General features: G+C 68.1%; 24 protein-coding genes. 12 read left to right on the plus strand and 12 right to left on the minus strand.

The window, feature by feature from the left end:
* Nucleotides 1–10: 10 nt before the first annotated feature.
* The 3 genes from AB0L70_RS37245 to AB0L70_RS37255 are packed head-to-tail and all read left to right on the plus strand — an operon-like array spanning nucleotide 11 to nucleotide 3,074.
* Nucleotides 11–787: a VOC family protein gene (locus tag AB0L70_RS37245; protein ID WP_363691566.1), complete on the plus strand. Its 777-nt coding sequence runs from the start codon at nucleotides 11–13 to the stop codon at nucleotides 785–787.
* A complete protein-coding gene (locus AB0L70_RS37250; RefSeq protein ID WP_363691567.1) occupies nucleotides 784–1,731 on the plus strand; it encodes an aldo/keto reductase in 948 nt (315 codons plus the stop codon). Before AB0L70_RS37245 ends, AB0L70_RS37250 begins: the two co-directional genes overlap by 4 nt.
* Nucleotides 1,728–3,074, plus strand: a complete 1,347-nt coding sequence (locus AB0L70_RS37255) for a GH1 family beta-glucosidase (protein ID WP_363691568.1) — start codon at nucleotides 1,728–1,730, stop codon at nucleotides 3,072–3,074. The genes AB0L70_RS37250 and AB0L70_RS37255 overlap by 4 nt, the downstream gene beginning before the upstream one ends.
* On the opposite strand, the gene AB0L70_RS37260 is transcribed toward AB0L70_RS37255, so the two are convergent.
* Both AB0L70_RS37260 and AB0L70_RS37265 read right to left on the minus strand, forming a co-directional pair.
* A complete protein-coding gene (locus AB0L70_RS37260; RefSeq protein ID WP_363691569.1) occupies nucleotides 3,067–3,936 on the minus strand; it encodes an aminoglycoside phosphotransferase family protein in 870 nt (289 codons plus the stop codon). The genes AB0L70_RS37255 and AB0L70_RS37260 overlap by 8 nt on opposite strands.
* 136 nt (nucleotides 3,937–4,072) lie before the next feature.
* Nucleotides 4,073–5,293, minus strand: a complete 1,221-nt coding sequence (locus AB0L70_RS37265; RefSeq protein WP_363691570.1) for an ROK family transcriptional regulator — start codon at nucleotides 5,291–5,293, stop codon at nucleotides 4,073–4,075.
* A 92-nt stretch (nucleotides 5,294–5,385) separates the two neighbouring features.
* Here AB0L70_RS37265 and AB0L70_RS37270 point away from each other — a divergent pair, with 92 nt between their 5' ends.
* Nucleotides 5,386–6,360: a zinc-binding dehydrogenase gene (locus AB0L70_RS37270; protein ID WP_363691571.1), complete on the plus strand. Its 975-nt coding sequence runs from the start codon at nucleotides 5,386–5,388 to the stop codon at nucleotides 6,358–6,360.
* 181 nt (nucleotides 6,361–6,541) lie between these two features.
* On the opposite strand, the gene AB0L70_RS37275 is transcribed toward AB0L70_RS37270, so the two are convergent.
* Nucleotides 6,542–7,336, minus strand: a complete 795-nt coding sequence (locus AB0L70_RS37275; RefSeq protein WP_363691572.1) for an AraC family transcriptional regulator — start codon at nucleotides 7,334–7,336, stop codon at nucleotides 6,542–6,544.
* A 118-nt stretch (nucleotides 7,337–7,454) separates the two neighbouring features.
* Between AB0L70_RS37275 and AB0L70_RS37280 the strand changes: the two genes are divergently transcribed.
* On the plus strand, nucleotides 7,455–8,213 hold the full coding sequence (locus AB0L70_RS37280; RefSeq protein ID WP_363691573.1) for a phytanoyl-CoA dioxygenase family protein: 759 nt from the start codon (nucleotides 7,455–7,457) through the stop codon (nucleotides 8,211–8,213).
* Nucleotides 8,214–8,248: 35 nt separating this feature from the next.
* Here the strand turns inward: AB0L70_RS37280 and AB0L70_RS37285 are convergent, their stop codons facing one another.
* Nucleotides 8,249–8,851 carry a DUF1707 and FHA domain-containing protein gene (locus AB0L70_RS37285; protein ID WP_363691574.1) on the minus strand — a complete coding sequence of 201 codons (603 nt, stop codon included), beginning with the start codon at nucleotides 8,849–8,851 and terminating at the stop codon, nucleotides 8,249–8,251.
* Nucleotides 8,852–8,930: 79 nt separating this feature from the next.
* Complete coding sequence (locus AB0L70_RS37290) at nucleotides 8,931–9,656, minus strand: hypothetical protein (RefSeq protein ID WP_363691575.1); 726 nt, start codon at nucleotides 9,654–9,656, stop codon at nucleotides 8,931–8,933.
* A gap of 86 nt (nucleotides 9,657–9,742) precedes the next feature.
* Between AB0L70_RS37290 and AB0L70_RS37295 the strand changes: the two genes are divergently transcribed.
* The 3 genes from AB0L70_RS37295 (at nucleotide 9,743) to AB0L70_RS37305 (ending at nucleotide 11,883) form a co-directional block, all read left to right on the plus strand.
* Nucleotides 9,743–10,819, plus strand: coding sequence for an ATP-dependent DNA ligase (locus tag AB0L70_RS37295; RefSeq protein ID WP_363691576.1), 1,077 nt, complete (start codon nucleotides 9,743–9,745; stop codon nucleotides 10,817–10,819).
* Between the two features lie 63 nt (nucleotides 10,820–10,882).
* Nucleotides 10,883–11,296 carry an undecaprenyl diphosphate synthase family protein gene (locus tag AB0L70_RS37300; protein WP_363691577.1) on the plus strand — a complete coding sequence of 138 codons (414 nt, stop codon included), beginning with the start codon at nucleotides 10,883–10,885 and terminating at the stop codon, nucleotides 11,294–11,296.
* Nucleotides 11,297–11,319: 23 nt separating this feature from the next.
* Nucleotides 11,320–11,883 (plus strand): hypothetical protein, encoded by a 564-nt coding sequence (locus tag AB0L70_RS37305; protein ID WP_363691578.1) that lies wholly within the window; start codon nucleotides 11,320–11,322, stop codon nucleotides 11,881–11,883.
* Here the strand turns inward: AB0L70_RS37305 and AB0L70_RS37310 are convergent.
* Together AB0L70_RS37310 and AB0L70_RS37315 are read right to left on the minus strand one after the other, a co-directional pair.
* On the minus strand, nucleotides 11,855–12,031 hold the full coding sequence (locus AB0L70_RS37310; RefSeq protein WP_363691579.1) for a hypothetical protein: 177 nt from the start codon (nucleotides 12,029–12,031) through the stop codon (nucleotides 11,855–11,857). The genes AB0L70_RS37305 and AB0L70_RS37310 overlap by 29 nt on opposite strands.
* Before the next feature lie 36 nt (nucleotides 12,032–12,067).
* Nucleotides 12,068–13,957 (minus strand): ABC transporter ATP-binding protein, encoded by a 1,890-nt coding sequence (locus tag AB0L70_RS37315; protein WP_363691580.1) that lies wholly within the window; start codon nucleotides 13,955–13,957, stop codon nucleotides 12,068–12,070.
* A gap of 147 nt (nucleotides 13,958–14,104) precedes the next feature.
* Here AB0L70_RS37315 and AB0L70_RS37320 point away from each other — a divergent pair, with 147 nt between their 5' ends.
* From AB0L70_RS37320 to AB0L70_RS37330, 3 genes are read left to right on the plus strand one after another with little or no spacing between them, the layout of a single operon-like run.
* On the plus strand, nucleotides 14,105–14,533 hold the full coding sequence (locus AB0L70_RS37320; protein WP_363691581.1) for an SRPBCC domain-containing protein: 429 nt from the start codon (nucleotides 14,105–14,107) through the stop codon (nucleotides 14,531–14,533).
* The gene (locus AB0L70_RS37325; protein ID WP_363691582.1) at nucleotides 14,530–14,859 is read left to right on the plus strand and encodes a metalloregulator ArsR/SmtB family transcription factor; all 330 of its coding nucleotides are present in this window, start codon (nucleotides 14,530–14,532) and stop codon (nucleotides 14,857–14,859) included. Before AB0L70_RS37320 ends, AB0L70_RS37325 begins: the two co-directional genes overlap by 4 nt.
* Before the next feature lie 17 nt (nucleotides 14,860–14,876).
* A complete protein-coding gene (locus AB0L70_RS37330; protein ID WP_363691583.1) occupies nucleotides 14,877–15,323 on the plus strand; it encodes an SRPBCC domain-containing protein in 447 nt (148 codons plus the stop codon).
* 33 nt (nucleotides 15,324–15,356) lie between these two features.
* Here AB0L70_RS37330 and AB0L70_RS37335 read toward each other — a convergent pair whose 3' ends face one another.
* Both AB0L70_RS37335 and abc-f read right to left on the minus strand, forming a co-directional pair.
* A complete protein-coding gene (locus AB0L70_RS37335; protein WP_363691584.1) occupies nucleotides 15,357–16,121 on the minus strand; it encodes an enoyl-CoA hydratase/isomerase family protein in 765 nt (254 codons plus the stop codon).
* A 25-nt stretch (nucleotides 16,122–16,146) separates the two neighbouring features.
* A complete protein-coding gene (gene abc-f, locus AB0L70_RS37340; RefSeq protein ID WP_363691585.1) occupies nucleotides 16,147–17,745 on the minus strand; it encodes a ribosomal protection-like ABC-F family protein in 1,599 nt (532 codons plus the stop codon).
* Nucleotides 17,746–17,829: 84 nt separating this feature from the next.
* Between abc-f and AB0L70_RS37345 the strand changes: the two genes are divergently transcribed.
* A complete protein-coding gene (locus AB0L70_RS37345) occupies nucleotides 17,830–18,738 on the plus strand; it encodes a neutral zinc metallopeptidase (protein WP_363691586.1) in 909 nt (302 codons plus the stop codon).
* Nucleotides 18,739–18,795: 57 nt separating this feature from the next.
* Here AB0L70_RS37345 and AB0L70_RS37350 read toward each other — a convergent pair whose 3' ends face one another.
* From AB0L70_RS37350 to AB0L70_RS37360, 3 genes are all read right to left on the minus strand, one after another.
* On the minus strand, nucleotides 18,796–21,861 hold the full coding sequence (locus AB0L70_RS37350) for a hypothetical protein (RefSeq protein ID WP_363691587.1): 3,066 nt from the start codon (nucleotides 21,859–21,861) through the stop codon (nucleotides 18,796–18,798).
* A 21-nt stretch (nucleotides 21,862–21,882) separates the two neighbouring features.
* On the minus strand, nucleotides 21,883–22,815 hold the full coding sequence (locus tag AB0L70_RS37355) for a hypothetical protein (RefSeq protein ID WP_363691588.1): 933 nt from the start codon (nucleotides 22,813–22,815) through the stop codon (nucleotides 21,883–21,885).
* Nucleotides 22,816–22,923: 108 nt separating this feature from the next.
* Nucleotides 22,924–23,565, minus strand: coding sequence for a hypothetical protein (locus tag AB0L70_RS37360; RefSeq protein ID WP_363691589.1), 642 nt, complete (start codon nucleotides 23,563–23,565; stop codon nucleotides 22,924–22,926).
* Nucleotides 23,566–23,572: the final 7 nt, after the last annotated feature.

The following is a 23,572-nucleotide window of genomic DNA, read 5'->3' on the forward strand; positions in this document are numbered from 1 at the left end:
AAGAGGTCCTATGCCGATCAAGAACGTTGTGGTCAACTGCACGGACGTACAGCGCTCGGTCGAGTACTACACGCGGTTCCTCGAGTTACCCGTCGTCGGCGAACCGACGGCTGAGCGTGCCGTCCTGGACGCCGTCACGGCGACGATCGAGTTGCGGGCCGTGGGCCACGGCCGGGACCGGACCACGTGGTCCCCGGACGATCTGCAGAAGGGATTCCGGCACATCGGTTTCAAGGTCGACCGGATCGACGAGCGGGCCGCCGTACTCAAGGAGGCCGGCGTCGAGTTCAAGCTCGACCCGCTCGATGCCGAGGGCAAGGTCCGGATCTGCTTCTTCTACGACCCGGACGGCACGTTGCTGGAGATGATCGCCGGCGACCTGCAGTACGCCGAGGTCCTGGACGCGGACGGTGTCGCCAAAGAGCGCGCGCTCGGCGTACCCACCCGACCCCGGTTCGACCACATCGCGGTGACGATCGAGGATCGCGAGCAGACCAGCTCGTACTACGACCAGCACTACGGCTTCTCCTTCATCGGCACGATCGAGCAGCCGCATGACACGCGCGGCTTCAACATCGGCTACCTGAAGGGCGGCGACACGGTCCTCGAGGTGTTCACGTACGACGTGGACAAGGAGTCCCGTGATCCCCAACTCGACGTGGCCGGGTTCGCGTACGCCGAACTCGTCGGCGACCCGCCGGACCTGCCCGCGGAAACCGCTCCGAACGGGACCAAGGTGTACGTCGACAGCGACGGGTTCGCGTTCGCCGTAGGCTCCGAGGCATGAGAGACAACTGGCTGCGTCCCCTCGGTTCCACCGGCCTGACCGTGTCCGCCGCCTGCGCCGGCGGCAGCGGGCTCGGCAGCATGCCCGCGGTGTTCGGGTACGACGTGACCCGCAAGGAAGCCGTCGGCCTGGTCCTACGTGTCTTCGACAGCCCGCTGACCTGGATCGACACCTCGAACGGGTACAGCGACGGCGAGAGCGAGCTGCGCATCGGCCTCGCGATCAAGGAGTACGGCGGTCTCCCGGACGGCTTCCTGGTGGCGACCAAGGTCGATGCGCGTGGCAAGGACTACTCCGGCGCCCGGGTCCGCGCGAGCATTGCCGAGAGCAAGGAACGACTCGGCCTCGACGAGCTCCCGCTGGTCCATCTGCACGACCCGGAGTTCCACGACTTCGAGTCGATGCGGGAAGCCGTCGACACCCTGATGCAACTGCGGGCGGACGGCGAGATCGGGCATGTCGGCCTGGCGGGCGGGAACACGACCGAGCTCGGCCGGTACCTCGACCTCGGCGGGTTCGAGGTGCTGCTCGTGCACAACCGGTGGAGCCTGGTCGACCACACGGCCGGCCCGCTGATCCGTCGGGCTGTTGCCGACGGTCTTGCGGTCATCAACGCGGCGATCTACGGCGGCGGGATCCTGGCCAACCCGCAGGGCGCGACGAAGTACGGCTACCGCGACGCTCCGGGCGCTGTACTCGAGGCTGTCGCGGCGATGGACAAGGCGTGCCGCGAGTACGGCACCGACCTCGCCACGGCCGCGCTCCGGCACTCGGTGGACAACCCGGACATCACCGCCACCGTGGTCGGCATCACCAAGCCCGCCCGCGTCGACGCACTCCTCGAGGCGATGGAGGTGGACCTTCCCGACGAGTTGCTTAACCGGTTAGGTAGCCTTCTTCCCGACGAGCGGTTCTGGGTAGAGCGCACCAAGGAGACGACATGACGAACGGGTTCCCCGAGGGATTCACGTGGGGTGCGGCGACCGCGTCGTACCAGGTGGAAGGTGCGGTGTCCGAGGACGGGCGCGGCCCGAGCATCTGGGACACGTTCGCGCACACGCCCGGCCGGATCGCCGACGGCACGAACGGTGACGTTGCGGACGATCACTACCACCTGTTCGCCGAGGACATCCGGCTGCTGGCGGACCTGGGGCTGAAGGCGTACCGGTTCTCGATCGCGTGGCCGCGGATCGTCCCGACCGGCTCCGGTGCGGCGAACGCTCCCGGACTCGCGTTCTACCGGCGCCTCGCCGAGACGTGCCTGGAGTACGGCGTGACGCCGTACGCGACCCTCTATCACTGGGACCTGCCGCAGGCGCTCGAGGATGCCGGCGGCTGGCTGGTTCGCGATACGGCCGAGCGGTTCCGGGACTACGCGGCGATCACCCACGGCGAACTCTCGGACGTGATCAAGCATTGGATGACGCTGAACGAGCCGTGGTGCTCGGCGTTCCTTGGGTATGGGAACGGAGAGCACGCTCCTGGGCGGACCGAGGGCGCGGATGCGCTCAAGGCGGTCCACCACCTCCTGCTCGGGCATGGTCTGACGTTGGACGCGATCCGGGCGGAGGGCGGCACGTACGGGATCGCGCTGAACCCGGCGCCGATCCACGCCGCGTCGGACTCGGCCGCGGACCGCGACGCCGCGCGGCGGGTGGACGGGCTGCGGAACCGCATGTTCCTCGAGCCACTGCTGAGCGGTGCGTATCCGGCCGACGTACTCGCGGACACCGGGATGACCGAGTGGTTCGGTGCGCAGGAGGGCGACCTCCCGCTGATCGCGGCGCCGCTGGACTTCATCGGCGTGAACTACTACTGCCCGACGACCGTGGCCGCACCGGACGGGCCGATCTCCACGCCCGGCCCGTCGACCCAGCCCGGCAGTGAGAATGTCGTTGCCGTTGACACCGGTCTCCCCCGCACCCAGATGGGCTGGCCGATCGAGCCGCGCGGACTGCGGGACATCCTGGTCACCATCAACAAGCTGGCGCCGGAGCTGCCCCTGTACGTGACGGAGAACGGGTCGGCGTACCCGGACGTCCTGACCGCCGAGGGCACCGTCGAGGACGACGAGCGGCTGGACTACCTCCAGCAACACGTCGCGGTCTGCCGCGACCTGGTCTCCGAAGGCTTCCCGCTCAAGGGCTACTTCGCCTGGACCCTGATCGACAACTTCGAATGGAGCTGGGGCCACAGCCGCCGCTTCGGCATCGTCTACGTCGACTACACCACCCAGGCCCGCATCGTGAAGAAGAGCGGCCAGTGGCTGAAGGACTTCCTCAGCTAGCGTCCAGGCGCCGTAGCGCCGTCTCGATGGCGACCTCGACCCGGGCAGTCATGCCGGGCACGTCGACGGGACGGCGCCCGGCGACCTGACGGTCAATCCACTTCGCCCCGCTGTCGTCGTAGTGCAGCAGGGCATACAGGTCCCACCACGGATCGAGAGTCACCCCGGCATTCGACTCGTACAGCGACCGAAGCTGCTCCGCCCACTCGGGCGAGTAGAGCGCCGCCAGGTAACGCCGGCAGTGCCCGACGTCGATCGCGCGCGATCCCCGATAGATGCCGTTCCAGTCGGTCAGCCCGGTAATCCGCCCGCGCGACCACAGCAGGTTGACGGGCAGAAAATCGCAGTGCAGAAAGACGGCAGTGTCCTTCGGCGGCGGCGTCGCCATGACACCGAACGCCGCCTTCCACACAGCCGGCTTCTGTGCGCCGACCGGCACCTGGAACCCGTCCAGCGGAGCGATCCAGGAATCCGTCCACGGTCTGAACGTCTTGGCGGGGAGATCGAGGGAATGCAGGAAGGCAGCCAGCTCCGCGATCCGCGTCAGCCACGACCGAGGTTCCGTCGGGTTGAGGTGAACATGCCCCGGCAACCGTGTCATCAGCAGCGATGGCGCCCCTCCCGTCGAAGCACCGGCGACATCAGCAGCCAGGATGCTCGGAACCGGGAGCCCGCTTCCCGCCACCACGCCCAGGTTGGCGATCTCCTGCTCCAAGGTCTCTTGCAGGTCAAGCCCGCCCGGGTACTGCCGCAGTACGACGAACGTCCGCACTCCGCGTCGCTCGACAGTCAGCCGGTTGACCGCCGAGCAGACGCCACCGGTCAAGCGGCGATAGCCAACGACACGACTGCCCCGACCCATCGATGCCGCAACCCAGGCAAGGGTCTCCGCGGAGGGCCGACGCTGCCTGAATCCGCCATCCCTCCAGTCGCCCTCGGTCATGACCGCGAGCCTATTCGTCAGAAGCCCACGGCGATAAGGGTTTTCCAGCCCGTCGCTAGCGGGTGGACTTTTGGTGCGGCGTCAGTTGGCTGTGGAGGACCAGGGAGGCGGCCCCGAGGGCGGCGGCGCTCGGGCCCAGTTTGGAGAGTTCTACTCGGGTGGGGTGCATCGCGCGGACGAACGAGAGGCGGTTGATCTCAGCAGTGGCGATGCGGACGTAGAGATCTCCCGCGTCGCTGAAGCCTGGGCCGGCCAGAATGATCTGGTCCAGGTCGAGCAGGTTCGTGATCGACAGCAGGGCCTTGGCCAGGTACGTCGCGGATTCCTCGAGCAACCGCACGCAGCGTGGATCGCCGGCTGCCGCGAGGCGGGCGATCTTCGCGAAGTCGGAGCGGACCGCCGTCTGCCGGCCGCGGAGAGCAAGCTCCTTGACCAGGGTCTCGTCCTCCTCGGCCAGCTTCACCACGCGGGCGGGCGCGGCCAGGCTCTCCAGGCAACCGCGTCCACCACACCAGCACTCCGGTCCGTTCACGTCGAGGACCATGTGCCCGATCTCCCCGACATTCGAGGAGGAGCCCCGGTACACATCGCCGTTGGTGACCAGCCCGAGCCCGAAACCAGCAGCCAGGTAGATGGTCGCGAAGTCGTTCACCGACGGGATCCGGCCGGCCCAGAACTCGCCGATCGCAGCGCAGGTCGAGTCGTTCTCCACCACGATCGGATGCTCGATCGCTTCCTTGAGGATGTCGCGGACGGCGAACGGCTCCCACGCGTACTTCGACTTGTTCGTCCGCAGCAGCCGCGTCCCTCCCCCGCCTTGCCGGCCAGCGAGAGCCACGCCGACACCAACCAGCGTGGACGGCGCGATCTCGGCCTTCACGATCAGGTCCTCGAGCTCCGCGGTGATCCGCTGCACGGCCGTGGCGGGCGCGTCCCGGCCGATGCCGCGCGAGGACACCTGATCGAGGACCCGCCCGCTCATGTCGGTGACGACGTACGTCGTGCTCATCGTGTCGATCGAGATGCCGACGGCGTGCCGCGCACGTGGGTTGAACTGCAGCAGGGTGGCGCGCTTCCCGCCGGTCGGGTCGCCGAGTCCGGTCTCGACGATGAGGCCGTCGGCGAGCAACTGCTTGACCACCCGGGAGATCGACGCACCGGTCAGGCCGGATCTGTCCGCCAGGTCGACCCGCGTGACCGTGCCGCTGGAGCGGATCAGATCCAGGATCGCGCTGTGCGTCTCCTGTGCGTTCGCGCCCTTCAGAATCCTTGCCACATCACCCTCCCTCACTTCGCACTTTAATACACAAAGTAAGAAAGTGGGATGGCTTGACCTGAAGCAATGTTGAGGTCGTAGCGTCCTGGGTCGTGAAGGCGATCAGATTGCATGCGTTCGGTCCGGCGGAGAACCTGGTGTTCGAGGAGGTTCCGGATCCCGTTCCCGGTGAGGGGATGGTACTGATCCAGGTGGAGGCGGCCGGCGTCCACCTGGTCGACACGATGATCCGGTCCGGCCTGAACGGCGGGAGCCCGATCCCCGTACCGGACCTACCCACGATCCCTGGCCGTGAGGTCTCCGGACGGGTGATCGAGGTCGGGCCCGGCGTCGACGACGCGTGGGTTGGGAAGCGGGTCGTGGTGCACCTGGGCATGGTGCCCGGTGGGTACGCCGAACGCGCGGTCGCGAAGGTGGTATCGCTGTACGAACTCCCGGACCACGTCGACGCGGCACAGGCGGTCGCGGCGATCGGAACCGGGCGGACGACCGCCGGGATCCTGAGTCAGGCCAGGCTGACTGCCGATGACGTCGTACTGGTGACCGCGGCCGCGGGCGGGATCGGGAGCTACCTGGTCCAGGCCGGGCGGAACGTCGGCGCGACGGTGATCGGGTTGGCCGGTGGTGAGGCGAAGGTCGAGACGGTCCGGTCGCTGGGTGCGCAGTACGCCGTCGACTACCGGGATCCTAGGTGGGCCGACAAGCTGACGGCCGAGCTAGGCGGTCGGGAGATCACCGTGCTGCTCGATGGCGTTGGTGGGGCGAACGGACAGCGGGCCTTCGATCTGCTGGGCACCGGCGGACGGGTGCTGATGTTCGGCTGGTCCGGTGGCGGGGCGATCCAGTTCAACCAGGACGACCTGATGAGCCGAGGCCTCACCGCAGGCTGGGCGATCGGCGCCAAACTAGCCGCCCAACTCCGCACGCTGGAAGCAGCCGCCCTGGAAGAGACCATCTCCGGCCGCTGGCACGCGCTAACCACAACCTTTCCCTTGTCCGAAGCCGCCACTGCCCACCAGGCCCTCGAAACCCGATCCACGACAGGCAAGGTCGTACTCCTCCCCTAACCAGTTCAGGAGGTGCGTGGTTCATGGGCTGTGTGCGCGTCTCCTTGCCCGCAGCAAGAGCCGGTTGGTGGCTTGGCCGGCGGGCGACGTGATCAGCCAGCCCTGGTCTGTTCGATTCACGGCGGCATTGGAGAAGCGAAGGACCCCTACACGCGCAAGCTGCTGGCGGCCATCCCGCACCTCAGGTACGGCGGTAGTTCCGGGGCGCGACGCCGAAGTGGGCCCGGAACCGCCGGGACAGGTGGAACTCGTCAGCGAACCCGAGGGTCCGCGCGATCTCGCGATGCGTCAGGTCGGTCAGGCGCAGCAACGTGGCCGCCGCGTGCAGCCGGTGCTCGTTCCGGAACGCGGCCGGCGTCTGGCCGACCTGTGCCGTGAAGCGACGCCGGAACGTGTCGTAGCTCAGACCTGCCGCGGCCGCGACCGTGGCCAGATCCGTGGTCGCGGAGAGGTCGTCGCCCAGCCGGCCCATCGCATCCATGATCTCCGGACTCACGTCCGGACTCTCGACGGTGTCGTCGGTGTCGATCAGCCAATCCGCCAACGCCAGCAGCTGGTGCTCCGCGACCCGGCGGTTCCGTGGCGGTGAACGCAGTACGGTGCGCAGCGCTTCGATCGAGGGGGCCGGCACCGGGTACCGCGGGCCGGCGCCGGCCAGATGGCCGAGGGCGTCGAACAGCGGTCCGGTGAAGACGACGAACAACTCGGTCCACCGCTCCCCCGGATCGGTGCCGTACGTGTGCGGGAAACGGGGCGGCGTGATCGTGTGCGCACCCGGCCGGATCCGCTCGTTCCGCCCGTCCGCGTCGCGATAGTTGCCCTCGCCATCGATCAGCACGGAGAGCACGTACGCGTCCAGCACCCGCAGCGTCGACGGCATGATCGGCTCGCCGTCGTCCAGTTCGCCCGCGAGCACGAGCTGACCGAGCCTGGTCACCGGGCCGTCCGAGATCGCGATGACTGTCCGCTCGGCCATGCGGGTCACGGTACGCCAAAATGTTCATGTCCGGGCCGCACGCAGACATTCTCCGGAGGTCGCCGTACGCCTAGCGTCGTAGCGGTAGGGACGAGGCGACCGACCGGAGGACCGCACGATGACACTGACCAAACTGGTCACACCCGAGCACCTGGCCCAGTTCCGCGACGAGGGCTACTTCGTGCTGGAGCGCGTACTCACCGACGACCAACTCGAACTGCTGCGCGGCGGAGCCCAGTTCTCGATCGACAAGCTCGACGCGGCCATGGACGCGGCGGGGACCGACTCGCTCGGGATCAATCACCGGGGCAAGCGGTACTTCAGCAGCATGATCTACCAGGACCGGCCCGAGCTGCGGCAGTTCCTGTTCAGCGACATGATGGCCGAGATCTGCCAAGCCACGCTGGGCGACGACGCCTTCCTGTTCTGGGAGCAGTACGTGATCAAGGCCGGCGACCCGAACACGGCGTTCGCCTGGCATCAGGACTCCGGCTACGTGCACGAGGACCACGACCCCTACCTGACCTGCTGGATCGCCCTCGACGACGTCACCGAGGAGAACGGCTCGGTCTACCTGCTCCCCTACTCGCGGTCCGGCATCAAGTCCTACATCAAGCACATCCGCGACCCGAAGCTGAACGACATGGTCTGCTACTTCGGCTCGGATCCCGGCATCCCGATGACCGCGCCGGCCGGCTCGATCGTGGTCTTCTCCAGCGTCGTCATCCACCGCAGCGGACCCAACCTCACCGACAAGCACCGGCGGGCCTACATCGCGCAGTACTCCAAAGAAGTCATCCCGGCCAAGGACGGTACGACGGCACACGGCTCGTTCGACCCGTTCCTCGAGGGCGGCCGCATCATCGCCGAGCCCTAAGAACCGAGCCCTGAGAACCGAGCCCTGAGAACCGTTCAGCCGGGCTGGTCGGTCCAGATGAGTACGTACGCGACCGCGCCGAAGCGGACGTGGTCACCTGGACGCACCCGGACCGGCGTGGTGATGCGCAGGCCGTTCACCTCGGTCCCGTTCATCGATCCGAGATCACGCAGCATCCAGGTCTCGTTGACCTGCCGGAGCTCTGCATGGAACCGGGACACGGACACGTCGGCCATCCGCAGCGTCGCGCCCGGCCCACGCCCGATCCGCACGGTCGGCGAGCCGGGCGCCGGCAACGCAAGCCCTTGAGGCGGCACAGCCAGCGGCTTCCGCGCGGCCGTGACCCGCGGCAGCCCGCCGAGTCGCTCGAGGAAGGTGTTCCACGGCCGCACCACGCCCGACGCCCAGGTGGTCCTGGCTCGTCGGGCCCAGCCGGTGACGCGAGGTTCCTCGGGTGGCAGGTCCCGGATGGCGTCGGCGAGTTCGCCGCGACTCTGGGCCCGGAGCACGAAGTTCATCCGGCGGATGAAGGTGTCGTGGGACAGCCGGCCCGAGCCGGCGCCGTCGCGCAGGACGGCCAGGACACGGTCCCGTTCCGCGTCCGACGGACGCGTTCCCTCCAGCGGCACCGATGTCATGCTCCAAATTGTCGATGCGGCGCGGCTCACTGTCCACCAGCCCCGGGGGCGGCCGGGGGAAATCGGGCGGACAGCCTGGTCAGCGGTACTGGATCCGGTAGGCGACATGGGCGTCGCCCTGGGAGAGTCCGACGTTCGAGATGCCGACGACCAACTGGTGACCCGTGGAGAGGTTCTTGTAGGTCACGTACGTCGTACCGGCCGCACCCTCGGTCGCGATCCGCTGCCAGGACGCACCGCCCTTGGCCGCGACCTGCCGCAAGGACTTCGTCGCCGCAGGGGTCGCGTAGTACGACATCCACTTCGTGTCGCCGCGGCCCCAGGCGCGGACCAGGTTGTCGGACCACTGCACCGCGGTCCAGGCGCGCGGTTCGTTGACGAAGCGAACGCTGTTCGCAGCATGCCAGCCGCCGGGACCGCGCAACTCCGGCGCGGCGTTGGCGACGCCGACGACGAGATTCCCGCCACGGGCATCGTCGTGGTAGGTCACATAGATTGTCCCGGCCGCGCCTTCCGCCGAGACCCGGCGCCAGTGGATGCCGCCTGGCGTCGCCTGCGCGGACAGCGCCCGCACAGCAGTGGTTGATCCGTAACAGGCTGTCCTTGCCGCGTCTCCGCGACCCCAGGCGAGAACCAGCCGGTCCGCGTAGGTGACAGCATCCAGTCGGGTGACGGACTGCCCACACGACGTCGCTGCCGTCGTCTGAGCGCTGGCAGGAGCAGCCGAACCGCTCAGGACGAGCGGTGCAGCCACGGCCAGTGCGGCTGCTGCGCCGCCTGCCTTGGTAAGACCCTTGATCTTCATGATCAACCTCCCGAGTTGGTCATTTCGTCCTTACCAGTGCGACGCGCCCGATCGCCCAAGAGTTGGCCGTGGGTAAGAATGACGGGATGCGACTGCCTGTCATGCCGCCGGTCAAGCCGATGCTCGCCAAACCGGTCAAGGAGATTCCCCGCGGGGAACTGAGCTACGAACCCAAGTGGGACGGGTTCCGGTCGATCATCTTCCGCGACGGCGACGACGTGGAGATCGGCAGCCGGAACGAGAAGCCGATGACGCGCTACTTCCCCGAACTGGTCGAGGCGGTGAAGGCGAACCTGCCGGAGCGATGCGCGATCGACGGCGAGATCATCGTGATCGGCGAATCCGGGGACCGGCTCGACTTCGAGGTGCTGCAGCAGCGGATCCACCCCGCCGCGAGCCGGGTGAACATGCTGTCCGAGAAGACCCCGGCCCGGTTCGTCGCGTTCGACCTGCTCGCTCTCGGTGACGACGATTACATGGAGCGGCCGTTCGCTGAGCGTCGTACGGCGTTGATCGATGCGCTGGCCGGTGCGAAGGCGCCGATCCACGTCACGCCGGCGACGACCGACCACGAAACGGCAGGGCAGTGGTTCGAGCAGTTCGAGGGCGCGGGTCTGGACGGGTTGATCGCGAAGCCGCTGGACGGCCTCTACCTGCCGGACAAGCGGACCATGTTCAAGGTGAAGCCGGAGCGTACGGCGGACTGCGTGGTCGCCGGGTACCGCATCCACAAGAGCGGCCCGGACCGGATCGGCTCGCTGCTGCTCGGGCTGTACAACGAGGACGGCACGCTGGCGAGTGTCGGCGTGATCGGTGCGTTCCCGCTCGAGCGCCGCAAGGAGCTGTTCGAGGAGATGCAGCCGCTCGTCACCACGTTCGACGAGCACCCGTGGGCGTGGGCCAAGCAGGAGGAAGGCGTTCGTACGCCGCGCAACGCCGAAGGTAGCCGTTGGCAAGCAGGTAAGGACCTCTCGTTCACCCCGCTGCGGCCCGAGCTCGTGGTCGAGGTCCGCTACGACCACATGGAAGGCATCCGGTTCCGGCACACGGCACAGTTCGTCCGCTGGCGCCCGGACCGTACGCCGGAGTCGTGCACCTACGAGCAACTCGAGGAAGCGGTCAAGTTCGACCTGGCCGACGTACTCTCGAGCGCCAAACGCTGATGCTTTACCGCCTCTACGCAAGGATCCTGCGCCGGCAACTTGCCGGCCTGCCGATGCCGGAACATGTCGCGATCGCCATGGACGGCAACCGCCGCTGGGCTCGCGGCGCCGGGTACGACGACGGTCCTGGCCGATCACGTCCGCCGTGACCCGGGCTGGCGGCTCCATGTCGCGGGGCAGCTCGATCTGTTGCCGGACGCAACCGCTCGGGCCTTGAAGGACGCGGTCGAGGAATCGCGGGACCGCATCGGTGTGGGTGAGTTGACGATTGCCATCGGCTACAGCGGTCGCGGTGAGGTGCTGGACGCCGTCCGCGAGCTTCTCGCTGAGGCTGCCGAGGCGGGTCGTTCGCCCGAGGAGGTCGCGGCTGAGCTCAGCGAGGACGACATCCGGCGCACCTGTACCTGCCGGATCTGCCCGACCCGGAGCCGCGCGCTGCGGACCTACGGCCGGAGAAAACTGGATCGTTCCAGCTGACGCCGACCGGGTACAGAGGCATCATGGAGTCGTACCGACTGGTAGAAACCGGAGGTTACGAGATGTACGACGTCGTACTGCTCGTCGAACAGGAATTGTCCGAGCCAGACGCGAAACGCGTCGTCGAACTCCACAACGACATGCCCGAGCCGGTGAAGTACCACGTGCTCGTGCCGTGCCACAACGCCGAGGCCGGTGTCGAGGCCTCGATCAGTGCACTCGGCACCGCGGATCTCTACGGGCCGGGGCTGGCCACCCAGCGTCAGGACCTCGCCGAGGCGCAGCAGGCGATCGACAGCGAGGCGAAGGGTTGCAGCGGGCGGAGCGTCGAGCGGCTGCGCGACCTCGGCCAGACCGCCGAGGGCGGGATCTCGCACGAGCGCGCGATCGATGCGCTGGTCGCGACCGTGCAGCACGTTCAGGGCCAGGAGGTCATCATCCTGACCCGACCGCACGTCGTGGCGGAGTTCTTCCACCTCGACTGGACGAATTCGGCCCGCCGGCACCTCGGCGTACCGGTCCTGCACATGCTGGAGCACGACTCGGAGAAGACGCCGCCTAGTGCGGGAGCAGAGCAGCGTACATAACGCCGCCGGCGAGGGCGGCAATCAGCAGGGAGAGCGTGAGCCGGACGGCGCGGTCGCCGGTCTCGCCGTAGTGACGGCCGTCCTCGGAGTTGTACGCGAGCTTGTAGCCCGCGTACCCCGCGGCGAGGGCCAAGGCGAATTTGATCACGGTCCCCTCCCTTCCTCAGCACAAATCTAGCCGCACCTACACGCCCGCGGCAGTCCCGGACTCCTTGAACTGTGTGTGGTACAGGTCGGCGTACTCACCGCCGGCCGCGAGCAGCTGCTCGTGCGTGCCGCGTTCGACAACGTTGCCGTGGTCAACGACCAGGATCAGGTCGGCGTTGCGTACGGTCGACAACCGGTGCGCGATCACCAACGACGTCCGCCCTTCCAGCGCGGTGTCGAGCGCCCGCTGCACAGCCACCTCGGACTCGGAATCCAGGTGCGCGGTCGCTTCATCGAGTACGACGATCTGCGGTGCCTTGAGCAACAGTCGCGCGATCGCAAGTCGTTGCCTCTCGCCACCAGACAGCCGGTGACCGCGATCCCCGACCACCGTGTCGAGTCCATCGGGCAACGACGACACCAGCTCCCAGATCTGCGCCGCCTTCAACGCCTCGACCATCTGCTCCTCGGTCGCCTCCGGCTTGGCATAGATCAGGTTGGCCCGGATCGTGTCGTGGAACATGTGCGCGTCCTGCGTCACATACCCGATGGCATCGCGCAACGACTGCAGCGTCACATCCCGTACGTCGTGCCCGCCGATCCGGACCGCTCCCCCGGTCACGTCGTACAGCCGCGCGACCAGGTTGGTGATCGTGGTCTTACCGGCACCGGACGGCCCGACCAACGCGACCATCTGACCAGGGCGTACGACGAAACTGACATCCTCGAGCACCTGCGCCGACACGCGCTTGTCCAGCACAGCAACCGATTCGAGGCTCGCCAGCGATACTTGGTCGGCAGTCGGGTAAGCGAACGCGACGTGATCGAACTCGACGCCGGCCGAACCGGCCGGCACGTCCTTCGCCTCGGGCGCGTCCTTGATCATCGGCTCGAGGTCGAGCACCTCGAAGACCCGCTCGAACGAGATCAACGCGGTCATCACGTCGACGCGGATGTTGGAGAGTGCGGTCAGCGGACCGTAGAGCCGGCCCAGCAGTGCGACGAGTGCGAGCAGCGTCCCGACGGTCAGGGTCTGACGGACCGCGAGGTTGCCGCCGACGCCGTACACCAGCGCCGTGGCCAATGCCGCGACCAGGGTCAGCGCGGTGAAGAAGACGCGACCGAGCATCGCGATCCGGATGCCCAGGTCGCGGACCCGACCGGCACGCTCGCCGAAGTCGCGGTTCTCGATCGACGGGCGGCCGAACAGCGTGACCAGCAGCGCTCCCCCGACGCTGAACCGCTCGGTCATGCCGGTGGACATCTCGGCGTTCAGTTGCATCTGCTCGCGAGTCATCGCGGCCAGCCGGCGGCCGAGGATCCGGGCCGGGAGCAGGAAGATCGGCAGCATCAGGATCGCAACGACGGTCAACTGCCAGCTCAGCACCAGCATCGCGCCGACCACGAGGATCAGGCTGATGATGTTCGAGACCACGCCGGACAGCGTGGACGTGAAGGCTTGCTGCGCGCCGATCACATCGTTGTTCAACCGGGAGACCAGCGCGCCGGTCTGCGTCCGGGTGAAGAACGCGATCGGCATCCGCTGGACGTGCTCGTACACCTTGGTGCGCAGGTCGAAGATCAGTCCTTCACCGATGCGCGCCGAGAACCAGCGCTGCACCAGGCCGAGGCCCGCGTCGAACACAGCGAGCAGGGCGACCACCAGGGCGAGCGCGGTCACCAGGCCGGCGTTCCCCTTCGTGATGCCGTCGTCGACGATCTTCTTGAACAGCAGCGGCGACGCGATCACCAGCAGGGCCGAGACGATCACGAGCAGCAGGAACAGCGTGATGTGCAGGCGGTAGGGCTTCGCGAACCGCGCAATCCGCGGCAGCGTGCCCTTTGCCAGCTTCTGGCCGGCCACTGAAGCGTCCTGGCGCCGCCAGCTCGCCGCACCCATCCCCGGGCCGCGCATCATCCCCGACATCCGCTCTCCTCCCTCTCGTGAACCTTGATAACACTCGAGGTCGCCCCGAGCTTCCCCCAGAACTCTTCACGCAACCAATGGTTGCGCATCGCCGATTCCTGACCTACAGTCATAGGCAACCAAAGGTTGCGAAAGGAATGAGGCGGGATGAGAAGCATCGAGCGGGAGATCCAGGTGAACGCTACGCCCGAGGTGGTCTACGAGGTGGTCAGCTCGCCGAAGCACCTGCGCGAGTGGTGGCCGGACGACGCGGACCTCGAGGCGAAGCCCGGCGCGACCGGCACGGTGTCCTTCGGCCCGGACAAGGTCGTCGACCTGACGGTGGTCGAGGCGGATCCGCCGCGACGCTTCTCGTTCCGGTGGGACTACGAGGACGAGGTTCCGACCGAGACCAACTCACTCCTGGTCACTTTCGACCTGATCGCCAAGGACGGCGGCACCTTGCTGCGCTTCGCCGAGACCGGGTGGGACGAGGCGTCGCGGACCGACGACAACTACAACGACCACGCCAGCGGCTGGGGCTACTTCCTGCCCCGGCTCGCGCCGTACGTCGACCGGCTGGTGTCCACGCCGTGATCGACGACGAGCTCTGGTCCGCGATCGGCGATCCGATGCGGCGGCGGATGCTCGACCAGCTACTGGCCGACGGCGGCGGTACGGCGACAACGCTGAGCGGGCGGCTGCCGGTCACCCGGCAAGCAGTCGCCAAGCATCTCGCCGTACTGGATCGGGCCGGTCTGGTGCACGGCACGCCAGCCGGGCGGGAACGCCGCTACACGGTGGACGAGTCCCAGCTCGCCCGCGCGGTCGCCCAGATGGCGACCGTCAGCGAGACCTGGGACCGACGGCTCCAGCGCATCAAGCGCATCGCAGAAACCATTCAACGCAGTCGAGAAACCTAACCGAGAAAGGCATTCCCATGGTCGACATCCTGCACCGCATCGGCATCACGGCGTCCCCCGAGGACGTCACGAAGGCCCTCACCACGATCCCCGGCCTGGCCGGCTGGTGGACCGACGACACGCAAGGCGACGAGACGGTCGGCGGCGTGATCACGTTCCACTTCCCGGTCGCCGGCGGCTCGTTCAGCATGAAGGTGCTGGACGTCGAGCCGGGCAAGCTGGTCCGCTGGCAGGTCGTGGACGGCCCCGAGGAGTGGATCGGTACGCACGTCAGCTTCGAGCTCAGCACGGCCGACGACTACACGATCGTCCTGTTCAAGCACGAGGGCTGGAAGGAGCCGGTCGAGTTCATGTACCACTGCAGCACCAAGTGGGGCTCGTACCTGCTGAGCCTGAAGAAGTACGTCGAGATCGGTCAGGGCGACCCGGCTCCGCGCGACCTGCAGATCAGCAACTGGCACTGAGGCTCCACCCCGGCTTTAGTGTCAACCTCAGCTTCACCCGAAGGCCGCGATGAGCTCCTTGAGCCGGCGCTCCTGGGCCTCGCGCTCCGCCTTCAGCTGGTCCTGATAAGAGCGATCCGCGGCACCGAGGAGCAACGCCTTGGTCTCGCGGATCGCTCCCGGCAGTGGTGTCAGCAGCGCCTCGGACAGATCCTTGACCGTCCCGGCCAGCTCTTCGGCCGGTACGACGATGTTGGCCAGGCCGAGCTCCTTCGCCTCGTCCGCCTCCACCCACCGCGTGGTCGCGCACAGCTCGAGCGCCCGCGAGTACCCGACCAGTTGCACGAGCGGTTGGGTGCCGCCGAGATCCGGGACCAGACCGAGCGCAGTCTCGCGCATGCTGAACCGGGCGTCCGGCGTGACCACGCGCAGATCGCAGGCCAGCGCCAACTGGAAGCCGGCGCCCACCGCATGTCCCTGGACCGCGGCGATACTGACGATCTCCGGCCGGCGCAACCACGAGAAGCCGGCCTGGAACCCGGCGATCAGCTCGTGCACCTCGGCGGTCGGCTTCGCCCCGAGCGACAGCAGCGGCTCCTCGCCGCCGGGGTTGTCGCCCATCATCAGCCGCCGGTCGAGTCCGGCCGAGAACGACGGCCCCTCACCCGACACGATGACCACGCGGACCTCGGGCGGCAGCGTCGTACCGAACTCCGCCAGGGCGCTCCACATCGCCGGTGTCTGGGCGTTGCGCACCTCGGGCCGATCCAGCACTACCCGCGCGATCGGGCCTTCCACGGTCAACCGGAGTTCCTTCATACGAGGAACATTACTCGCGATTAACTTAGGCGAGCGACACCAGGTCGGCGTAGTCGGGCGACCAGAGATCCTCGACGCCGTCGGGGAGCAGCAGCACGCGCTCGGGTTCGAGCGCCTCCACAGCGCCCTCGTCGTGGGTGACCAGGACGATCGCACCGGCGTACGAGCGGATCGCGTTCAGCACCTCGGCGCGGGACGCGGGGTCGAGGTTGTTGGTCGGCTCGTCGAGGAGCAGTACGTTCGCCGCCGAGACGACGAGCGTGGCCAGCGCGAGTCGCGTCTTCTCGCCGCCGGACAGCACCCGGGCCGGCTTGTCCGCGTCGTCACCGGTGAACAGGAACGAGCCCAGCACGCTGCGGGCCTGGGTCTCGTTGAGATCCGGCGCGGCGGTCTTCATGTTCTCCAGGACGGTCCGGTTGACGTCGAGCGTCTCGTGCTCCTGCGCGTAGTACCCGAGCTTGAGGCCGTGCCCGTCGATCACCTCGCCGGTGTCGGACTTCTCGATCCCGGACAGGACCCGGAGCAGCGTGGTCTTGCCGGCGCCGTTCAGGCCGAGTACGACGACTCGCGAGCCCTTGTCGATCGCCAGGTCGACATCGGTGAAGATCTCCAGGGAGCCGTACGACTTGGACAGCTCGCGCGCCATCAGTGGCGTCTTGCCGCAGGGCGCCGGGGTCGGGAACGAGATCTTCGCGACGCGGTCCTGCTTGCGCTCGTCCTCGAGCGAGGACATCAGCCGCTCGGCCCGGCGCAGCATCTGCTGGGCCGCCACGGCCTTGGTCGCCTTGGCGCGCATCTTGTTCGCCTGGTCGACCAACTGGGTCGCCTTCTTCTCCGCGTTCGCCCGCTCGCGCTTACGGCGCCGCTCGTCGGTCTCGCGCTGCGTCAGGTACGCCCTCCAGCCGACGTTGTAGACGTCGATCTCGGCCCGGTTCGCGTCCAGGTGGAAGACCCGGGTGACGGTCTCCTCGAGCAGGTTCACGTCGTGGCTGATCATGATCACGCCACCGGGGTACGACTTGAGGAAGTCGCGCAGCCAGATGATCGAGTCGGCGTCGAGGTGGTTGGTCGGCTCGTCGAGCAGCAGTGTCTCGGCCTGGGCGAACAGGATCCGGGCGAGCTCGACCCGGCGGCGCTGACCACCGGAGAGGGTGCCCAGCGGCTGGCCGAGGACGCGCTCCGGCAGGCCCAGGTTCGCGGCGATCCGGGCCGCCTCGGACTCAGCGGCGTACCCACCGGCGGCGTGCAGGTCGGCCTCGGCCCGCTCGTACCGGCGCATGCCCTTCGCGCGGGTCTTCTCATCCGCGCTGGCCATCGACTTCTCGGCACTCCGCAGCCGTCGTACGACCTCGTCCAGACCGCGCGCGGACAGGATCCGGTCCCGCGCGAGCATCTCCAGATCGCCCGTGCGCGGGTCCTGCGGCAGGTACCCGATCTCACCGGACGTGTTCACCGAACCACTCGCGGGCAGGCCCTCGCCCGCGATGATCTTGGTCAGCGTCGTCTTCCCGGCGCCGTTCCGCCCGACCAGCCCCACCTTGTCGCCCGGTCCGACCCGGAACGAGGCGGGTGCGAGCAACTGACGCGCACCGACGCGGACCTCGAGATTGGAGACAGTAATCATCGCGGTGCAGGCGTCCTCAAGGTCAGGGGTCGGGCGGCGCTGTGTCAGGACATGGCAAAATCCCCCGCGCTCGGGTCTAGTCTAATGGGTGTGAAATTCAACCCGGACGCGGATCTCGACACCAGTGGTGTCGAGGACACTCGCGGAAGCGGTGGTGGCGGCAGTCGGCTGCCGGGCGGGGCGATCCCGGTCGGCGGCGGCATCGGCGGCATCATCCTGCTGGTCATCATCCTGCTGCTCAACGGTGGTCTACCCGGTGGGAGCGGCGGCAGCGAAGAGCCCGCAGTCCGCAACACCGCGGCCGGCAACCTGGACTCCTGCAAGAAGGGGTCGGACCTGCAGACGAACTCCGACTGCCGGTTCGTCTTCTACCAGAACTCGATCCAGACCTTCTGGGCCGCGGAGCTCCCCCGGCGCGGGAAGAAGTACACCGCGGCCCCGATGCGGGTCTTCGACGGCTCGGTCAACACCGGCTGCGGACCTGCGACCAGCGCGGTCGGCCCGTTCTACTGCCCGCCGGACCAGCGCGTGTACCTGGACCTCGGGTTCTTCAAGACCCTGCAGACGGACCTTGGCGCCCGCGGCGGCGACTTCGCCGAGGCGTACGTCGTCGCCCACGAGTACGGCCACCACATCCAGAACCTGTACGGGATACTCGGCCGGATCAAGAGCCGCAGCGGCCCCACGTCCGACTCGGTCCGGTCCGAGCTCCAGGCCGACTGCCTGGCCGGGATCTGGACGAACCACGCCACCACCGTGCCGGACAAGAGCGGCAAGCCGCTGATCACGGAGCTGTCCGAGTCCGATATCGCGGACGGCCTCGACGCCGCCGCCGCGGTCGGCGACGACCGCATCCAGTCGAAGACCCAGGGTCAGGTCACCCCGGAAAGCTTCAGCCACGGCACCGCCGAACAGCGGATGAAGTGGTTCAAGGCCGGTATGGACTCCGGCGACATGACCCGCTGCGACACCTGGAGCGCGAGCTCCCTCTAGGTCACACAACAAACCGCCCTGCACTCGAGAGAGTGCAGGGCGGTTGCTGTTTGGTGATCAGGCGACCGCCGCTGGGCGGTGGTAGCCCGGGAGCAGTTCGTCGACGAGGGCATCGGTCTCGGCCTCGGGCCCGCGGGGAGCGCCGTGTTTGGCGAGAGCGGCGTACATCTGGCCGGCGACGTTGGTGACGTCGGCGGTGGTGCCGAAGTGCGCCGCCAGCCGGAGCGTGGCTCGCCACAGCTCCTCTGAGGCCGGCGAGAAGCTCAGGCCGGTCTGGAGTGCGGTGCGGGCCAGGTTGCCGTCGTTGTGGTTCAGCGAGGCCTCGGCCAGCCGCAGCGCGGCGTCGACCACGGACTCAACCATCCGCCGCTCGATCCCCGAGGCTGCCAGCCACGAGTACCGCCCGGCCGGCAGGTTCGACCACGCAGCGCCGTGCACCAAGCTGAGCGCCGTCGACAGCGGACCGCGCGGGTCGTCCATCATCGTCGCCTGCTTGGCCAGCGTGCGGAACACGTCCCAGTCGACCCGGACGATGCTGCGGTTCAGCATCCACCGACCGGACTCATCGGCGTACATGGCGTCCACGCCGACCCAGCGACGGGTGTGCTCCAGCGCGGCGTCACGCAGCTCCTCGCTGATGCCACGCGGCCAGATCGAACCGGCCAGGACGTTCGGGTGTACGCCGTAGTCCTGACTGGCCAGGAACGCGATGATCTCCGTCGACAGCGACACCCGGCCGTCGTCGATGGCGCCGCGGGCGTCCACCTCGACCGGCCCGAGCAGGTCGACCTCGACCGGTGCGGGCCGGCTGAGATCGGTCCCGGAGAACTCGTACGCCGGCATGTCCTGCTCGGCCCGGCGCTTGTCCCGGGCATCCGACTCGGCCGCGTCGAACAGCGCGACCAGGTCGGCGAACTGCTCCGGGTTGACGCTGTGCGCGTCGACCTCGAGCCCGAGCAGCCGGCAGACGGCCTGGTTCTTCTCGTCCACCACGAACCGCCACGGCGAGCTGATCACGTCGCCGACCACGACGACCGCGATGCTGCGCTGGTGGTCCGCGGCCAGCCGGTTCAGCTGGTCCTGCTCCTCCGGCGACGGCGGCGCGGACACGAAGATGATCTCCGCACCCCACAGCACCGGATCCGGGTAGGACATCCGGGCCTCGGCCACCGAGCTCAGGTCCCGGCGCCCGCAGGCCTGCACCTGCGCGTCGGTACGACGGCCGACCTCGGCGATCGCGTCGTCGAGCCGGATCCAGTAGCTGAGCCGTCCCGGCGCCAGCGACGACAGGTCGTCACCGAACCCGACCATGCTGATGTGCGCACCCTCGGACCACAGGTTCGTCGCCAGCTCGACCGCGAGCGAACCGACCACGTCGCGGGACGCGTTGGTCACGCCGCCGAAGCTGACGATGCCGTTCGCGGTGTCGAGGTCGACCAGCACAGTGGCGCCGTCGGCGTTCTGGCCGATCGTGACCAGCGTCGGGTACGGCGCGGGCGCGTCGACCTCACCGGTCGGGCCATAGGCCCGGCGCAAGGTCCACCGGGTGCCCTCGGCGATCGCCTGCCACGGGCCGGGCGGTGGGGACTGCGCCTCGTACGGGTCGAGCACGAGCGTGAGCGCCCGGTCGGTCACCAGCGCGGCGACGACCTTCGGCATCGGCCGCTCGATCTGGGTCAGGTCGGCGCCGAGCTTGCGCAGCGCGTTGTCGACGAACTGCGCGGTCGGGATGTCGGACGCAAGCCGCAGACCGATCTCGGTCTGCCGATAGCCGACGGCCTTCGGACCCGGGCCCTGCGCCCAGCCGCGGCGCCGCTTCAGCGCCAGGGCCAGACCAGCCGCGAGGAGTGCGGCACCGAAGCCGTAGATGCCGGCCTCGGTCAGGCTGATGCCGTTGTCGGTCGCCGCCGGATCCGCCACGGGCACCTCGGTGCCCCCGGCGGCCGGGTCGCCCGGCTCGGAGGACGTCGTACCCGGCTCGTGCGGGCCGACCGTGATGCCCGGCTCGCCCGGCTTGATGTTCTTCGCGTTCGGGTCGCCCTTCACGCCGCCGATGACGATGGACGAGCCGGACTCGGTGCCCTGCTCGGACCAGCGGGTGCCCGGACCAGTCGTCGTCTTGGTCCCGGTGGTCTCCTTGGAGCCAGTCGTCGTCTTGGTCCCGGTGGTGGTCTTCGTCCCGGTCGTGGTCTTCGTACCCGTGGTGGTCTTGGTGCCGGTCGTGACCTTCGTGCCGGTCGTGACCTTGGTGCCGCTGGTGAGCCGCGTCCCGGTGCTGTGGTCGTCGATCTTCACGCGGACCGTGTGCACGCCCGGACCCTTGGCGTCGCCCGGCAGCCGGACCTGCCAGCCCGGCAGGATCAGGTCGGGGTTGGTGAGCCGGCGACCATCGGGCTGGAGCTTGTTCTTGTTGAGGTCGTAGATCTCCTTGTACCGACGGCCCTCACCCAGGTACCGCTCGGCGATGTCCCACAGGCAGTCGTAGTTCCGGCCGGCCGGCGGACGGACCTCGGTGTACTTGATCACCGTGCCCTTGTCGTCGCTGTTCGTCCGGACACCGGTGTGACTGGTGGTCTTGACGGTCTGGTTGCCGCTGAGCACCTTGCTGCGGGTCTCGGTCTGGCGGAACTGGTTCCCGCTCCCCTGGTCGCCGCCCTGCGTCACGCTCACCGAGGTGGGGACGTTGGCGGTCGTGACCGCGCTGGCTACCGGCAGGCTGACGCCGGCACCGGCCGCGATCAGTACGACGGTGCCGATCAGCCGGCGGGCGAGCGTCTGCGAGCCGCCGCCGAACGGAACGCGTGGCGACAACCCGTGCCCGCGGACCTCGGCGACCGCCTCGGCGATCAGGCAGATGACGAAGTGCAGCCAGGCCACCCAGATGAAGAACGCGATGATGCCCAGCACGGTCTCGATGCTCAGCTCGCTGAACAGCATGCTGGTGGTTGGCATCTTGTCCGGCCACGGCGTTCCGAAGAAGCGCAGCAAGATGTACGGGACGCCGCCGACGATCGCCAGGATCGCGAGCAGCGCGACGAAACCCTTCAGCCGGTCCGCGCCCGGGCTCCCCGACCGCCGCTGCGGCAGCCGCGCCGCCCGCACCGGTTCACTCGTCCTTACCATCGCTCCTCCATACCCCCACCGTTACCCACCGATGGCCTGCGCTTCCTGCACGGGCAACCGCTGCACCGCGGTCACGTTGGCCTTCCCGATCGGATGCCAGCCGCCTTGGTCCCGCCCGATCCAGTACGAGACTTCCCACGTGATCGTCAGCTTGACGGTATACATACCGTCCGGCTGGTTCGCGCTGGACCGCTCGTAGATGTGCTTGCACGGGTTGATCTGGTTCTCCGGGGGCTGGCTCTGGTCGTACCCATCCGGATCGTCGACCGGCGTCACGCCCACAGGGCACTTGAACGGCTTGCTGCCGTCACCGGGGTCGATGGTCATCTCGACCACCATGCCGCGCATGGTCAGGTTGTGCGCCGGGCCGTAGTAGCTGCTCTGGGTGCCGTCGCTCGCGTTGGCCATCGAGCTTTCCGGCGTCAGCGTGAAGAAGGCCGGCACGTTGACCCGCGGCGTGTACGTGGGCATGACCTGAAGCGCCGGAGCCGGATAGCTGCTCCTGAACGGCCACCAGAACTGCTCCATGTAGTCCGGGAACGGGCACTGCGCCCGGTCGGCGTCGTCCACCGGGACATACGCGCGCTCGAGGTGCGCGTTGCGGCCCCCGTTGTAGCTGTTCAGGTCGTAGTCGGTGATCGTGACCCGCAGCACCCAGGCCTTGCCGTCCGGCGCCTTGGGCAACCGGATCCCGTCGGGGATGTCGAAGTCGCGGCACGGTACGAAGGGCCGGCCATGCAAACGCTCTCGCCAGGTGGGCGGCGGACTGCCGCCGCCGAGATACGCCCTGCCGGAGCTGCAGTAGGCGCCGAATCCGACCGAGTTGACGTACATGCTGCAGACCGAGTTGCCGGTCTGGATGGTGTCGGCGGAGGCTGTCGAGGCAGGAATGGCCATCAGCAGCGCGAGTACGGCGCTCAGGACGAGCACTCCGCGGCCCACTCGGTTGTGCATCCTCACTCCCCAGACTCGTCTTCCGGCAGATTATCTTCGACCAGGGGCATCATGCCCGTTGCCCAGTACCCCGTCACCTATTCGGGACCTGAATTCTCTTGTTCCGATCTAGGCCGGATAGTGCACGCTCGCGCAGTTCACGCCGGTGGAAGGCGCCAGGCGGTACGGCAGCCAGCCGACTCCGGTCTTGATCATGTCGATCACCTCCGGCGCGCCCTTCGGCGCCACCTCGGCCCACTTCTTCGCCTTCGGATCCCAGTACTGCGTGGTCTGTGAGCGGCACGTCTTCACCCGAACCGTGCCGTCCGACTGGCCCTGCGTGCCGACGACCACCACGCTGCCCGGCGGGCGCATGACCCAGCCGTTGCGCTTGGCATCCACAATCACCTCCGAGACATCCGCGTAGAAGAACGACGGGAACGACTTCTTCAGAACCGTGTCGTCCTTCTTCACGAGGGCGTCGAAATACAGGGGGTACTTGGCCACGAGCCCTTGGACGGCGGGGTTCGCACCGAAGTTCCCGGCAACCACGTAGATGTCCTTCTTCGCCGTGGTGGGCTTCGTGCTGGTGGCCGGCTCCGACGGCTCGGTGCTGCTGCTGGTGCTGGTGGTCGGGGTGTTCGACGTCGTCGTACCCGAGTCGCCGCCGACCGGGACCGGGCGGCCACCGTCGTTGCCGTCGCTGCCACCGCAGGCGGTCAGGACAAGGGCGCCGGCCAGCAGTGCGGTGGGGAGAGTGAACCTGCGCACGGATGAA

This window comes from Kribbella sp. NPDC051952 (genome assembly GCF_040680855.1).
Taxonomy (GTDB): Bacteria; Actinomycetota; Actinomycetes; order Propionibacteriales; family Kribbellaceae; genus Kribbella.

Coding starts and splice junctions, on each gene's coding strand:
- AB0L70_RS37315 (WP_363691580.1), bottom strand. CDS start 13,957: ATGTCGGGGATGATGCGCGGCCCGGGGATGGGTGCGGCGAGCTGGCGG.
- AB0L70_RS37295 (WP_363691576.1), top strand. CDS start 9,743: ATGCGACTGCCTGTCATGCCGCCGGTCAAGCCGATGCTCGCCAAACCG.
- AB0L70_RS37345 (WP_363691586.1), top strand. CDS start 17,830: ATGGGTGTGAAATTCAACCCGGACGCGGATCTCGACACCAGTGGTGTC.
- AB0L70_RS37280 (WP_363691573.1), top strand. CDS start 7,455: ATGACACTGACCAAACTGGTCACACCCGAGCACCTGGCCCAGTTCCGC.
- AB0L70_RS37260 (WP_363691569.1), bottom strand. CDS start 3,936: ATGGGTCGGGGCAGTCGTGTCGTTGGCTATCGCCGCTTGACCGGTGGC.
- AB0L70_RS37255 (WP_363691568.1), top strand. CDS start 1,728: ATGACGAACGGGTTCCCCGAGGGATTCACGTGGGGTGCGGCGACCGCG.
- AB0L70_RS37330 (WP_363691583.1), top strand. CDS start 14,877: ATGGTCGACATCCTGCACCGCATCGGCATCACGGCGTCCCCCGAGGAC.
- AB0L70_RS37285 (WP_363691574.1), bottom strand. CDS start 8,851: ATGACATCGGTGCCGCTGGAGGGAACGCGTCCGTCGGACGCGGAACGG.
- AB0L70_RS37290 (WP_363691575.1), bottom strand. CDS start 9,656: ATGAAGATCAAGGGTCTTACCAAGGCAGGCGGCGCAGCAGCCGCACTG.
- AB0L70_RS37335 (WP_363691584.1), bottom strand. CDS start 16,121: ATGAAGGAACTCCGGTTGACCGTGGAAGGCCCGATCGCGCGGGTAGTG.
- AB0L70_RS37300 (WP_363691577.1), top strand. CDS start 10,883: ATGTCGCGATCGCCATGGACGGCAACCGCCGCTGGGCTCGCGGCGCCG.
- AB0L70_RS37275 (WP_363691572.1), bottom strand. CDS start 7,336: ATGGCCGAGCGGACAGTCATCGCGATCTCGGACGGCCCGGTGACCAGG.
- AB0L70_RS37320 (WP_363691581.1), top strand. CDS start 14,105: ATGAGAAGCATCGAGCGGGAGATCCAGGTGAACGCTACGCCCGAGGTG.
- AB0L70_RS37305 (WP_363691578.1), top strand. CDS start 11,320: ATGGAGTCGTACCGACTGGTAGAAACCGGAGGTTACGAGATGTACGAC.
- AB0L70_RS37245 (WP_363691566.1), top strand. CDS start 11: ATGCCGATCAAGAACGTTGTGGTCAACTGCACGGACGTACAGCGCTCG.
- abc-f (WP_363691585.1), bottom strand. CDS start 17,745: ATGATTACTGTCTCCAATCTCGAGGTCCGCGTCGGTGCGCGTCAGTTG.
- AB0L70_RS37250 (WP_363691567.1), top strand. CDS start 784: ATGAGAGACAACTGGCTGCGTCCCCTCGGTTCCACCGGCCTGACCGTG.
- AB0L70_RS37350 (WP_363691587.1), bottom strand. CDS start 21,861: ATGGTAAGGACGAGTGAACCGGTGCGGGCGGCGCGGCTGCCGCAGCGG.
- AB0L70_RS37355 (WP_363691588.1), bottom strand. CDS start 22,815: ATGCACAACCGAGTGGGCCGCGGAGTGCTCGTCCTGAGCGCCGTACTC.